The organism is Kribbella ginsengisoli (assembly GCF_039537185.1).
In the GTDB taxonomy this organism is placed as follows: domain Bacteria; phylum Actinomycetota; class Actinomycetes; order Propionibacteriales; family Kribbellaceae; genus Kribbella; species Kribbella koreensis.
This window is the reverse complement of sequence record NZ_BAABAA010000007.1, coordinates 143,929-157,018: the sequence shown is the minus strand read 5'-3', so window position 1 is coordinate 157,018 and position 13,090 is coordinate 143,929. Positions and strand designations below refer to the sequence as shown.

Annotated in this window: 11 protein-coding genes; 2 read left to right on the top strand and 9 right to left on the bottom strand. The window is 69.3% G+C overall.

Translation table 11 applies throughout. From position 1 onward, the window contains the following. Nucleotides 1-2: 2 nt before the first annotated feature. From ABD768_RS24240 to ABD768_RS24205, 8 genes are all read right to left on the bottom strand, one after another. Nucleotides 3-1,133, bottom strand: coding sequence for a histidine kinase (locus ABD768_RS24240; protein WP_343970868.1), 1,131 nt, complete (start codon nt 1,131-1,133; stop codon nt 3-5). Between the two features lie 17 nt (nt 1,134-1,150). Beyond that, nucleotides 1,151-1,885 (bottom strand): metallophosphoesterase family protein, encoded by a 735-nt coding sequence (locus ABD768_RS24235; protein WP_344844312.1) that lies wholly within the window; start codon nt 1,883-1,885, stop codon nt 1,151-1,153. A gap of 58 nt (nt 1,886-1,943) precedes the next feature. Beyond that, nucleotides 1,944-3,101 carry a hypothetical protein gene (locus ABD768_RS24230; RefSeq protein WP_344844310.1) on the bottom strand — a complete coding sequence of 386 codons (1,158 nt, stop codon included), beginning with the start codon at nt 3,099-3,101 and terminating at the stop codon, nt 1,944-1,946. A gap of 30 nt (nt 3,102-3,131) precedes the next feature. After that, complete coding sequence (locus tag ABD768_RS24225) at nt 3,132-4,358, bottom strand: hypothetical protein (RefSeq protein ID WP_344844308.1); 1,227 nt, start codon at nt 4,356-4,358, stop codon at nt 3,132-3,134. Nucleotides 4,359-4,371: 13 nt separating this feature from the next. Then, nucleotides 4,372-5,595: a hypothetical protein gene (locus ABD768_RS24220; protein ID WP_344844306.1), complete on the bottom strand. Its 1,224-nt coding sequence runs from the start codon at nt 5,593-5,595 to the stop codon at nt 4,372-4,374. After that, nucleotides 5,595-6,788 (bottom strand): hypothetical protein, encoded by a 1,194-nt coding sequence (locus ABD768_RS24215; protein WP_344844303.1) that lies wholly within the window; start codon nt 6,786-6,788, stop codon nt 5,595-5,597. The genes ABD768_RS24220 and ABD768_RS24215 overlap by 1 nt, the downstream gene beginning before the upstream one ends. Beyond that, on the bottom strand, nt 6,785-7,972 hold the full coding sequence (locus tag ABD768_RS24210; protein WP_344844302.1) for a hypothetical protein: 1,188 nt from the start codon (nt 7,970-7,972) through the stop codon (nt 6,785-6,787). Before ABD768_RS24210 ends, ABD768_RS24215 begins: the two co-directional genes overlap by 4 nt. Before the next feature lie 64 nt (nt 7,973-8,036). Continuing rightward, nucleotides 8,037-9,128 carry a hypothetical protein gene (locus ABD768_RS24205; RefSeq protein WP_344844299.1) on the bottom strand — a complete coding sequence of 364 codons (1,092 nt, stop codon included), beginning with the start codon at nt 9,126-9,128 and terminating at the stop codon, nt 8,037-8,039. 93 nt (nt 9,129-9,221) lie between these two features. Here ABD768_RS24205 and ABD768_RS24200 point away from each other — a divergent pair, with 93 nt between their 5' ends. Further along, nucleotides 9,222-10,727: a serine/threonine-protein kinase gene (locus ABD768_RS24200; protein WP_344844296.1), complete on the top strand. Its 1,506-nt coding sequence runs from the start codon at nt 9,222-9,224 to the stop codon at nt 10,725-10,727. 3 nt (nt 10,728-10,730) lie between these two features. Here the strand turns inward: ABD768_RS24200 and ABD768_RS24195 are convergent, their stop codons facing one another. After that, complete coding sequence (locus ABD768_RS24195; protein ID WP_343970842.1) at nt 10,731-11,672, bottom strand: hypothetical protein; 942 nt, start codon at nt 11,670-11,672, stop codon at nt 10,731-10,733. A gap of 81 nt (nt 11,673-11,753) precedes the next feature. Between ABD768_RS24195 and ABD768_RS24190 the strand changes: the two genes are divergently transcribed. Then, nucleotides 11,754-13,079 carry a dipeptidase gene (locus ABD768_RS24190; RefSeq protein WP_344844294.1) on the top strand — a complete coding sequence of 442 codons (1,326 nt, stop codon included), beginning with the start codon at nt 11,754-11,756 and terminating at the stop codon, nt 13,077-13,079. Nucleotides 13,080-13,090: the final 11 nt, after the last annotated feature.

Genomic DNA, 13,090 nt, shown 5'->3' with positions numbered 1-13,090 from the left:
GACTAAGCGGACGCATGCACCCCTGAGGAGTATTTGGGTACCCGGAAGCTGACCTTTGTTCCGGCTTCCGGGGCGGTCTCGACCACCAGGCCGTAGGCGTCGCCGTAGACCTGGCGCAGGCGGGCATCGACGTTGCCCAGGCCGACCGAGTCGCCGCTCGACTCGCCGGCCAGCGCGGCGCGGATGACGTCGGGATCGCTGCCGGCCCCGTCGTCCTCGACGCTGATCTCGGCTTCGAGCCCGCGGTCCTGGGCGCGGATGGTGATCCGGCCGATGCCGGAGGTGCCGTCCAGGCCGTGCCGGACGGCGTTCTCCACGAGCGGCTGGACGACCAGGAACGGGATCGCCACGGACAGCACCTCGGGAGCGATCAGCAGCGAGACCTTGAGCCGCTCGCCGAACCGGGCCTGCTCCAGCACGAGGTACCGCTCCACGTTGCGCAGCTCGTCGGACAGCGTGGTGAACTCACCGCCGCGCCGCAGCGCGTACCGGGAGAAGTCGGCGAACTCGAGCAGCAGCTCCCGGGCACGCTCAGGATCTGTCCGGACGAAGGAAGCGATTGCGGCCAGCGCGTTGTAGATGAAGTGCGGGCTGATCTGGGCTCTGAGCGCCCGCAGCTCCGCCTCCATGGCCCGGGTGCGCTCCTTGTTGAGTTCTGCGAGCTCTACCTGGCCGGAGACCCACCTGGCCACCTCTTCGGTCGCCCGGACGAGCGCTGCCGACGAGCGAGGGCTGTAGGCGACCAGCACGGCTACTACTCGGTCCTCGGTGACGATGGGCGCCACTACCGCAGTACGGATCGGGCACTGCGGGTCGCCGCACGCCACGTCATGGATACCCAGTACTGCGGTACGCCCGGTCCGCAGAGTCGCCGCCGCGAGCCGTTTGACGTCCCCTCGGTGGTTGCTCTCGTACGGGCCGCCGACCCCGTCCCAGGCGAGTACGCCGGACGAGTCGCAGATGGCGATGGCCGCAGTACCGAGGAGGTCGCGCAGATGCTTGCTGGCCTTACCGGCCGCCGCCGGGGTCAGTCCCTCGCGCAGGCTTGGGGTAGCGAGTGAAGCGGTGTGCAGCGTCGCGTACGTCGCCTTGTCGGCCGGTGTGCCGAAGTGCTTCCGTCGCCGCGCAAACATGCCCTGACGGTAGCCGCTCATACCTCCGAGCGCGGCCTGAACGCCTCCAGCGCCTCGGTGTCGGAGTAGTTGGAGCGCAGGTACGCGTCCAGCCACTCCTCGATCCCCGGGTACGACGAGTCCTTGGCGAGCTGGTCCGCAGCGGTGTCGGGGAGCGTAGTACGGCGCAGCTGGACACCCGCTGGAGTCAGGAGAGCCCAACTGGCGCCGGGTGCGCCGTACGGCATGCCAACACTGCCTGCGTTGACCACCAGCCGCCGGTCGACCTGCCTGGCGAACGGCATGTGCGTATGCCCGCAGACAACCGTCCTGACCTCCTCCGGTACGCCGCTGAGCACCGTCGCCCACCTAGCGATAGGGCTGTCGACCAACACCATCTCCTCGTCGTCCCGAGGCGTCGCATGGCAGAACAATGTGTCGCCTATCGTCACAGTGGTCGGCAGTGTGGACAGCAACTCGACCTGGTCGTCCCGGAGCTGCTCGGCCGCCCAGGGGCTGACCGGGTCCGGCGGATCGCCCTCGAACGACCCACGAGCCATCTCCACCAGCTCCCGGTCCGCATTGCCCCGCACCCACACGGCCCGCTCGCCCAACCCCACCAGGAGATCCAGCGTCTCCACCGGCTGCGGCCCACTGGCGATGTCCCCGGCCAGCACGATCACATCGGCGGCAGCCACGTCCGGCTCGGCCAGTACTGCCTCCAGCGCAGGCAGCACGCCGTGAATGTCGGCCAGCACCACGATCCGGTCCATCTGGATAGTCTGCCGCCGATCCGTCCCGGCCGGGACGCTCGTTAGCTGCGAGCAGACATCAAGTGCCGATGTGCACCGCGGCGTGCGGCGTCAGCGGGGTCGCCAGCTCGCAGGCGCCCGTGGAGATCGTGCAGCGGATGATCCCGCGCTTGCCGTAGCCGTCCTCACCGCCGCCCTCGAGCGCGTCGACCACCATGAGCAGATGCTGGTCGTCCTCGGGCACGGTCTGGAAGAAGCAGCTCGTCCACTGCCGGAGGATCACTCCGGTCAGGCCGTCGAGTGCAGTCGCGGTACCGGAGCAGTAGCCGTCGGCGTACGCGTCGCCGCCGAACGCGGTCCGGGCGTCCGGGGTGAACCCCTGGATCGCGCTCTCGCACGTCTTCCAGAGCCGCTTGCCGGTCGCGACCTCGGTGACGTCCGAGCAGGATCCACCATCGGAGATCAGGCCCATCGAGGCGACCAGGCGGCCGTCCGCAGAGATGCCCGTGGGCGAGGTGATGTCGAGCTGGGTGGCCTTCGCGGCGCCGGGCGTCCAGGAGTAGAGCTTCGAGCGTCCGCTTTCCGTTGCGGCGTACTCGAAGGAGACCTTGCCGTCCAGGACTGCCAGGACGCGTAGTCCCCAGGCGGCGGGCAGGTCGAGCTTCTGGGTGTCCAGGCCGTCGTCGGAGTACAGGGTGCCGCCCTTGAGGGCCTCGCTCTGGCTGCCGACCCGGGTCGTGGAGTACGCCGCGATGGTCGCGTCAGCGCTCGTCACCAGGGCGGTGACGTCCGGGACCCGCTCGACCTCGCCACTGCTCGGCCCAAGCTTGAGCAACTCCGTCCCCAGGCCCTTGGTGACGACGGCGAGTACCCGGCCGTTGACCCGGGCGATCTGCTGGATGTCGGCCTTGCCGGGGATCGTCTCCGGCCCACCGGCACCACCGGTGACCACCCGGCCGACCAGGTACGGCACCTGGGGATCGCGACCGCGGGGCAACTTGGCCAGGTTCAGGGTGATCTTGACCGGTCCGGAGGGCTTGCTCGGCGTCGTACTGGGAGTACCGGTCGCGCTGGGCGTCGTCTTGGTACTCCGAGTCGTCGCCGGCGCGGACAGCGGCGCGGCTGTCCCGCCCTCCGAGCGCGGGCCACGCTGATACGCGACGACGCCGCCGATCACCACCGCGGCGACCGCGACGGCGGCGACTAGCACGACCAGCCGGCCGTTCTTCTGCAACATGACGACGTTCCTAACGCGCTGAGGGGTCGATCATCGCAGGATCACGCTCTGATCGAGCGCGTCCGGCGTCGAGCGCTCGCACTGGCCGGTGGGGATGCTGCACCGGATGATCGCCAGCTTGAGGGTGCCGGCCACCGGGTTGCCGGAGACGACGGTGACGGCGAGCAGGTGCTGGTCGTCCTCGGCGACGGCGTCGTAGAAGTGGCCCTTCCAGGTCCGGATCAGCTTGCCAGTCCTGGCCTCGTGCGCGGTGAGAGTCTCCGAGCTGCTTTCGAAGGCGGCGCCGACACCGACCGCGATCCGGCTGTCCGGGGTGAATCCGACCAGCCGGCTGTCGCAGGTACGCCAGAGCTGGGTACCGGAGTCGATCGCGGTGACGGTGGCGCAGCTGCCGTCGTTGAGCTGCTTCAGCGAGGCGGCGATCGTGCCGTCGCTCGCGACCGTGACGGGCGACGTGATGGCCTTCAGCGAGGTGGCCTTCGAGGCGCCCGGCTTCCACTGGTAGAGCGTTTGCTGGCCTCCGCTGGTTGCGGCCGCCCGGAAGTAGACCGATGCGCCCCGGTAGGCCAGTACCTCGACGTTCCAGCTGTTCGCGAGTTCGAGCCGCTGGATCGAGCCGTCGACCTCGGCGTACAGGTCGCTGCCCTTGATCAGGGTGCCCTTCGCGTCGAACCGGGTGGTGGAGTACGCCACCGCCGACTGGTCCTCCTTGCCCACAAGGGACGACACATCCGGGGTCTTCCGTACTTCGCCGTACCGGACCTGGATCAGGTCGCTGCCGAACGGGAGCTTGTCCTTGTCGGCGCTGACCCGCTCGACCACGGCCAGCGCGGCGGTGTTCAGCCGGGCGATACCCAGGATGATCCCGGTACCAGGGATCTTCACCGGGCCGCCGGGACCTCCCCGGACCTCGCGGCCGGCCAGGTACGGCAACTGTGGCGCCCGGCCGTCGCCCAGCTTTTCCATCACCACGTCGACCGTGGCCGGGCCGGTGTTGGAGCCAGTAGTCGGCTTGTTGCTCGGCGGCGTGCTCCCCGGGGTGCTGCTCGGCGGTGGCGTCGCTGTGGGCGGCGACGTTGGCTTCGGGGTTGTGGACGGCGTACTGGTCGGTCCCGGCAGCGGTGCTGCGCCGGAGGCTCGGTCGGCCGGCCCCTGTTGGGAGGCGAACACGCCACCGGCAACCACTGCGGCAACCGCTACAGAAGCCAGCCCGGCGGCCAGCCGCCCGTTCTTCCGAACCAGGTCGAGATTACTCACGGTCCAGCTCCCCCTATCTACCCAGCGAGAGGGGTAGGTCCACCGTGATCGGTGTGGCCCGCTCGCACTGTCCGGTGCTGATGTCGCAGCGGATGATCGCGCTCTTGGTCCCGGGATCCCCGCCACCGCCGGCGGCGACTGCGACGACCAGCACATGTTGGTCGTCCTCGGCGGCGAAGTCCTGGAAGCAGCCCTTCCACTTGCGGATCAGCCGCCCGGTCGTGGCGTCCAGCGCAGCGACCTCGCGGCCGCAGTACCCGTCGCCGTAGGCGTCCGAACCGAGCACGGTCCGGCTGTCCGGGGTGAAGCTTCTGAGCTGGTTCTCGCAGGTCCGCCAGAGCTGTTTGCCGGTGGCGATCGCGGTGATGGTCGAGCAGGTGCCGGCGTCGTTGAGCAGGCTCATCGAGGCCGCGACGATGCCATCGGGTGAGATCGCGGTCGGGAACTTCACGGCCGGAACCGCGGTGGCTTTGGTCGCGCCCGGCGTCCACTCGTAGAGCAGCCGATCGCCCTTCTCGCTCGAACCGGCCCGGAAGTAGACCTTGCCGCCGCGATAGGCCAGTACTTCGACCTCCCAGCTGTTCGGCAGGTCGAGCTTGCGGATCGAGCCGGTCTCGGCGTACACGGCTCCGCCCTTGGTGATGGGGCCGCGGTTGCTGAGGGTCCCGACGGCGTAGGCGGCCGCGGACTGATCGGCGGAGATCACCAGGGACGAGACACCCGGCGTCCGGCGCGGGGCGCCGTAGCTGATCTTCTGCAGTTCGCTCTTGCCTTCGCCGGTGCTGACGACGGCCATCACATCGGTGTTCATCCAGCCGACCAGGAAGGTTCCGTCGGGGATCTTCCGCGCCTGGCCGGCGCCACCACGGACCTCGCCGCCGACCTGGTACGGGATCTGTGGCGCCCGGCCGCCGGGCAGCTTGCTGACGGTCAGCTCGACGGTGGTCGGGCCGGTGGAGGTTGTGGTGGTGCTAGGCCGTGGTGTGGTGGATGGCTTCGGTGGGAGTGCTGGGGGCGGCTTCGGCGTCGGGCGTGGGGTGACTGTCGGCTTCGGTGTTGTCGAGGGCGTCGTCGACGGGGTGCTGCTGGTGCCTGGTAGCGGACCGGCCTCGGTGAGCTTGTCGTCCGGGCCCTGCCAGTAGGCGACCGCACTGCCGATCACTACCGCGGCCACGGCGACAGAGGCCACCACTGCGACCAGCGGACCGTTCTTGGCCTTCAGTGAGAGCTTGGCCATCAGGTACTCAGCAGGAGTCGGTCCGAGCTCACGGGCGTGGCCAGTTCGCAGTCGCCGGTACTGACGGTGCAGCGGATGATCGCCGTCTTCGCGTTGTCGCCCTCGCCCGATGCGGTGGCGACCATCAGCAGGTGCTCGTCGTCCTCAGGAGTAATGCTCTGCAGACAGCCCTTCCATTCGCGGAGCAGCTTGCCGGTCTTCGCGTCGAGGGCAGCCTCCGCCGAGGAGCAGTAGCCGTCGTCGCCGGACGGAACCCCGAACACCGTCGCGCCGCTGGGGCTGAAGTCGTTGAGGTAGTAGTCGCAGGTCTTCCACTCGCGCTGCCCGGTCTCGACGGCGGTGACCGCGGAACACGAGCCGGTGTTGCTGACGAGCAGGGCTGTCGCCGCGCTCTTGCCGTCGGCGGACATCGTCGTCATGGAGGCAAGCGCCTTCACCAGCTTGGCTTCCGGCTCGCCTGGCGACCATACGTAGGTACTCCAGCTGGCTCCGCTGCCCAGTACGTCCGAGGACTCGAAGTAGACCTTGTCACCCACGTAGGAGAGCACCTTGAAGTTCCAGCGCTTGGTGAGCTTCAGGGCGGTCAGCGACGTGCCGGTGTCGGCGTAGATGGTGCCGCCCTCGACCGGTCCGTCGGCACCGAAGGCGGCGTACGCGGCGCCGCTCTGGTCGGCCTTGGCCTCCATGTGGTTGACGTTCGCGACGCTGGCGACGCCGTTCGCGTCGAACCGCAGTACCTGGGAGCCGTTCCCGTTGGTGGTCAGGGCGAGCACGGAGCTGTTCACCCGCGCGATCTCGAGGACGTCGTCCTTGCCGGGGATGGTGACCGTGCCACCGGCGCCGCCACGGACCTGGCGCCCGGACAGGTACGGGATCTGCGGCTGCCGTCCGGTGCCGAGCTTCGACACGGCCAGGGTGATCTTGGTGGGGCCGGTCAAGGTCGGTGTGTCCGTTGGCGCCGTCGGTGCACTCGGTGTCGACGGCTGGAGGGAGGGCGTGGTCGTCGCGGGCTTCGGCGTCTGGGCGGCCTTGGACGGAGTCGTGGTCGGGGTGGTCGGGGCGGGCAGTGGTGCAGCGTAGGCAGTGCTCTGGCGCTGCGGGACCTGGCGAGACGCGATGGTCGCGCCCAGTACTACGGCAGCGACCGTCACTGCCGCGACCAGTGCGACCAGGGCACCGTTCTGCCGCTTCATGACCAGCCACCCATCACCCGGAGCGCATCTCGCTGCGCGTGCTTGGCGGGCTTCGTCGCCAGTTCGCAGGCGCCGGACCCGATGCTGCAGCGGATGATCGCGCTTGCCGTGTTCTCGCCGGTGTCGACGGCCATCAGCAGGTGGTCGTCGTCCTCGGCGGTTGTGGCGAGGAACTCCACGCCGGTCCATTGCCGGCGTACCGTGCCTGACTTGCTGTCGATCGCGGTGGTGGTCGGGTTGGAGCCGCCGTTGTGGAAGTCCGGGGTCGCGTAGACCGTCTGGCCGTCCGGGGTGAAGCCGTCGAGCGAGTACTCACACGTCCGCCACAGCTGGGCGCCGTCGGCAAGGGCGCGCACCGCTGAGCAGAAGGTCTGCTCGGCGCCCTCGAGCTGGTCGACACCGTCGGTGCCCTGGAAGTCCACGCCCGCTGGGGTTTTGAAGGACTTCAGCACCTCGACCTTGCCGGTCTGGGTGTGCCAGACGTTGAGCGTCGCGTCGGGCTCGTTCGGGTCGGTGCCGGCGGCGAAGTAGACGGTCGTGTCGACCACGGCCAGGACGGTCGAGTACCAGTCGTTCGGGCGGTCCAGCTTGTTGTCGGCGAAGGCGTTGCGCCAGTAGACGGCGTTGCCCTTGCGACGGGTGTGATCCGCGTTGGAACGGGCCGTGCCGTACGCGATGGCGTCCTCGTTCACCGAGCTCACCAGACTCGCGACGTCGGGCGTGCGCCCGGGGAGAACGCCGTCGAGATTGACCCGGACCAGCTCGGAGCCGCCGAGGCCGACCTCGCGGACCACCATCGCGTCGCCGTCGTACCGGACCGCGTGGAGGATGCTCTGGCTGCCGGGGATGGTGATGTCGCCACCGAGGCCGCCCTTGAACACCCGGCCGTCGAGGTAGGCGACCTGCGGTTCCCGGCCGGTCGGCAGCTTGGCGAGGTCGATCTTGACGGTCGGGATCACCGGACCGGACGGCGTCGTGACCGGGGTGGGCGAAGGCTTCGGGGTCGATGTGGCTGACGGCTTGGCCGGTTTGGGGGTGGGCGTGGCGCTTGCGGTGAGCGGTTGAGCCTCAGCCGACGGGGACGTGGCCGGGCCGCGGCGGGCCGCGAGGGCCCCACCGCTCACCACCGCCAGTACTGCGACCGCCGCCACCCCCATGGCCAGCGGCCCGTTGCCCGTTTTCACGTTCCGTCGTCCAATCGGTTCGTCCCCGTCCGGGATAGGACGCGGGCCGACGCGGTTTTGTTCGTCATGAGCCGAGAAGGAGCGTCCCGGACGCCAGCGGGGTCGCCAGCTCGCACTTCCCGGAGCTGACCGTGCAGCGGACCAGGGCCGACCGCGACCCGGGCTCGGGCCGGTCGTGCCAGGCCAGTACTACGTGGTCGCCGTCCTCCGGTCTCGCGTCGCGCAGAGACGGGCCGGTCCACTTGCGGAGCTGGTCGCCGGTCTTCGGGTCGAGGGCGACGTTCTCCAGGTCGCCGTACGGGTCGCTGCCGGCCGGGATGCCGATGGTGAAGGTGTTGCCGGGGCTGAAGCGGGTGAGCTGGTACTGGCAGCTGCGCCAGCGCTGGCTGCCGGTGGTGGCGGTCATCAGGGTCGTGCACATGCCGCTGTCGTTCTGCGAGGCCAGTCCGGCGACCAGGGTGCCGTCGCCGGAGACAGCGATCGGGGACCGGACGCTACTGATCCGGGTCGGCGTCGGCTGGTCCACCTGCCAGCGGTAGAAGTTCCAGGGCCCGGCCGAGTCGTCGCTGGACTGGAAGTAGACGGTGTCGTTGCTCACACCGAGGACCCGGAGGTCGAACACCTTGGGCTGGGCCAGCTGCTTGACGGGACCAGGGGCCGAGCGGCGGTAGTACACCGTGCCGCCGTCGCCGAGCTTGCCCTCCGTCGTGTACCGGCCACCGGATGCGTAGGCAGCGGCCTGGCCATCGGTGCTGGTGACGAGCGAGTCGACCAACGGGACCCGCTCGATTTGCTTGCCAGAGGCATCGAGTATGACGAGGGCCGGGTCCCGGACGGTCTTCAGCTGAATGGTCAGGACGGCGTCGTGCAGGCGGGCGACGGCGTCGATCTCGACGCTGCCGGGGACCTTGACCGGCGTACCGGCGCCGCCGTGGACGGTCCGATCGCGCAGGTAGGTGAGGTGCGGAGCGTCCCCGACGGGCAGCTTGGCGGCATCGATCGGGACGACCTTGGCGCCGGTGAACGTCAGCGGCGAAGGAGTCCGTACCGGGGCGACAAGTGGCGCCGCCGCGCCGGCCTGCGACTCCGGCGTACGCCGGGACGCGACGAACCCACCGACCGCAACCGCCGCCACCGCGACGACGGTGACCGTCACAACCCGGACGTTTCGCACCCCTTAGGCCCCGTTTCGGTCTCGAACCACCGCTCCGGCGACCAAGTCGCAGGAGGGATCGAGCATAATGCGGGGATGGACCAGCCCCAGCGGATCGGCCGGTACTCCCTGGTCCGCCGGGTGGGTGCCGGGGGTTTCGCGACCGTCTGGCTGGCCCGGGACGAAGAGCTCGACGCGGACGTCGCGGTCAAGATCCTGTCCGACAACTGGATCGACGAAGAGGACGTCCGGCGCCGCTTCCTGGCCGAGGGCCGGTTCCTGCGCCGGGTCGACTCGCCGCACGTGGTCGGCGTGCACGACGTCGGCGAGACCGAGGACGGCCGGCCCTATCTCGTCCTGACCTATGCCGACGGCGGATCGCTCGCGGACCGGATCAAGGGCGGCGAGATGGAGATCGCCGACGTGGTCGATGTGATCACCCAGGTCGGCAGCGGTCTCAAGCAGCTGCACGCCCGCGGGGTGCTGCACCGCGACGTGAAACCGGCCAACGTGTTGTTCCGCCTCGACGAGGCCGGCGATCGCGCGATGCTCGGCGACCTCGGCCTCGGCAAGTCGCTGGAAACCGTGTCCCAGTTGACGATGCCAGGCGGTACGCCGGCCTACGTCGCGCCCGAGCAGGTGATGGGCGACCGGCTCGACCACCGCGCTGACCTCTATTCGCTGGGCGCGGTCGCGTACGCGGCCTTCACCGGCCAGGCGCCGCACGGCGTGATCAGCCTCGGCGCGGTGATGCGGATCGAGTCGCCGCCGCCGTCGATGAGCACCTTGCGCGACGACGTCTCGGACGCGATCGACGTCGTCGTACGCCGCGCCCTCGAGCCGGACCGCGACAAGCGCTGGCCGGATCTCGACAGCTTCCTCGACGCCCTCCAAGAGGCCCACAAAACAGGCAAGATCCCCGCCGGTCTGGTCCCGGCCGAGGCTCTCCCGGGGCCGGCAGGCCCAGCCGGTGTCGACCAGGAGACCGCCTTGTCGGCGGCCAACGCGCCCACTGTCACTCCGGCCGGCTCAGCCCCCGCAGTAGACGCCACGACGGCGCCCGCTGCCCTAGTGGCAACACCAGCGAAGGCTCAGAAGCGCAGTGCCCGCGCCTGGGTGATCACTGTCGTCCTGGCCCTCGTCCTGGCCGCAGGCGGTGGCTATGGCGGCTACCGCCTGGTGCTGAGTCGCCCGGTGACAGTGGAGACCGGTTCCTTCTCGGTCAAGGTCCCGCGGACCTGGGACCAGAAGTCGGCGCAGGGTGAGGGCAAGCTTCTGGTCACGACCGACACGGAGCACTGGCAGAACGACGCAAAGGTGCCCGGCGTCTTTCTGGAGACTTTGAACGGGACCGCCGCCGCTGCGCTGCCGAAGACCCCGAAGGTGCCGGTCGGCTGCTCGCTGGCGACGCAGAACGAGATGCCCGACCAGAAGACGATCACCTTCAACTACGGGTGCGCGGACTCTACGGGAGCGCGAAGCAACGTCGGGGAGCGGTACCAGATGGTCATCCCCGGTCAGGTGGTGCTGCGGTCACAGGTCCGCAGCACCAGCCTCACCGAGATCGACAGAGTCCTCGACTCCGCGAGGTACATCAAGTAGCGGCTACCCCACCAGTGAGGTGAGGGACGAGACCGTGGCCTTGTGCATACGGGGGATGACGTTGAGGGTGGCCGGGTCGCCGCTGTAGAGGTGCGAGCCCGACTCGTAGACCAGGTACGCCGTGCCGTTGTACTCCGTGATCCCCTCGGTCATGCTCGGCGCCCGGAAGCAGCTCAGCGCGGCGGCGTCCAGGTCCTTCTGACCCCGGCGTACGACGTACAGGTTGCTGCGGTTACCCCGGCCGTACGAGGTGCTGTAGACGAAGTGGTTGGCGGTGACCATCAGGCCCTGCGTCTTGGTCGGTACCTCCCAGGCGCCGGCCAGGGTGGTCAGGGTGCCGTCGTCGGCGATCTTGTACTCGTACATGGTGCCGCGGCCGGTCTCGTTGAAGGTGCCGGAGAAGATGGAGTCGCCGTAGCTGGTCAGGAACGAGGAGCCGGCGACATCGCGCGCAGTGCCGACCTGGGCGAGGTACGGCGTACCGGCTGCCTTCATCGCGTCCCGGAGCTCAGTGAGCCGGTACTTCCGGATGGAGCTGCCTGCGCCGGCCACGAAGGCCCAGCCCTTGCTGGTGGTGATCCCGCCGACATGCGACTCGGCGATGGCGACCACGCCGACCGTGGAGCCGGTAGCCGGGTCGATGCCGTAGATCTGCGAGTCGGCGCCCTCCCGGTACGAGGCGACCAGCAGCAGGTTCTTGCCGGAGCCGTCCCAGTTGTACCAAGTCCCGGCACCCTGCGGGGTGTGCGTGCTGAGGTTGGGAATGCCCGCGCTGTTGCTGAACCGGGCGTCGTACTTCTTGGACGCCGACGGCCCGTCGTAGAAGGTGGCCCCACCGGTGGTCGCGGTGTCGCAGCTGATCGCGGCACTGGCCGGCGAGCTGAAGGCCGTGAGGGCGGTGGCGGTCGTGATGAAGGCGGTCAGGATGGCGAAGCGACGGCTCATGATGTCCTCTGGGGTTGGGCGGTAACCTTCGAGATCTTCTCGGTAGAAGGTAAATGATTGCCCCGCAGTACGGTAGGGCGCATGACCGACCTGCGTGCGGCGATCGACCGCGTTCTGCCCTCTGTTCGTGCCGACCTCGAGGACCTCATCCGGATTCCCTCGGTCAGCGCGGACCCGGCCCGTGCGGCCGATGTCCAGCGATCGGCGGAAGCCACCGCTGCTCTGTTCGAGGCCGAGGGCTTCGAGATCCAGATCGTCCGGGCCGGCTCCGGCGCGCCCGCTGTGATCGCCAAGAAGCCGGCGCCGGAGGGCAAGCCGACCGTGCTGCTCTACGCCCACCACGACGTCCAGCCGACCGGCAACGTCGAGGAGTGGACCTCGGAACCGTTCGAGCCGACCGAGCGGGACGGCCGGCTGTTCGCCCGCGGCGCGGCCGACGACAAGGCCGGGATCGCCGCGCACCTGGCCGCCGTACGGGCCTTCGGCAACGACCTGCCGGTGGGCGTGACGGTCTTCGTCGAGGGCGAGGAGGAGATCGGTTCGCCGACCCTGCTGCAACTGCTCGACGAGTACGCCGACGAGCTCACCGCCGACGCGATCGTGATCGCCGACTCCGGCAACTGGGCGATCGGCCAGCCGGCCCTGACGGTATCGCTGCGCGGCCTGGTCGACTGCTACGTCGAGGTCCGGACGCTGAAGCACGCCGTCCACTCGGGCCTGTTCGGCGGCGCCGTACCGGATGCGCTGTCGGCCCTGTGCCGGCTGCTCGCCACCTTGCACACCGACAACGGCGACGTCGCGGTCGACGGACTGCACGCGACACGCGCGGCCGAGCTGGAGTATCCCGAGGACCGGTTCCGCTCCGAGTCGAGCGTGCTGGACTCGGTGAAGCTGATCGGCTCGGGCACCCTGGTCGACCGGCTGTGGACCCGCCCGGCGATCGCAGTACTGGCGATCGACGCGCCGCGGGTGGCCGACGCGAGCAACACGCTCGTACCGGTCGCGCGGGCCAAGGTCAGCCTGCGGGTCGCTCCCGGCGACGACGCCAACAAGGCGATGGAAGCCCTGCGCAACCACCTCGAGCAGAACGCGCCGTGGGGTGCCCAGGTCACTGTGACAGAAGGCGATATCGGTCAGCCGTGCTCGATCAACGCGCGCGGTACGGCCTACGACGCGGCCCGTTCCGCCTTCGCCACCGCGTGGGGTGTGGAGCCCGTCGACACCGGGATGGGCGGCTCGATCCCGTTCATCGCGGAGTTCCAGCAGGCCTTCCCGAACGCGGCCGTTCTGGTCACCGGCGTGGAGGATCCGGACACCCGGGCGCACGGTGTCGACGAAGGCCTGCACCTGGAGGAGTTCACCAAGGTCTGTCTGGCCGAGGCACAGCTTCTTCAGAACTTGGCCTGATTGGCGGGACC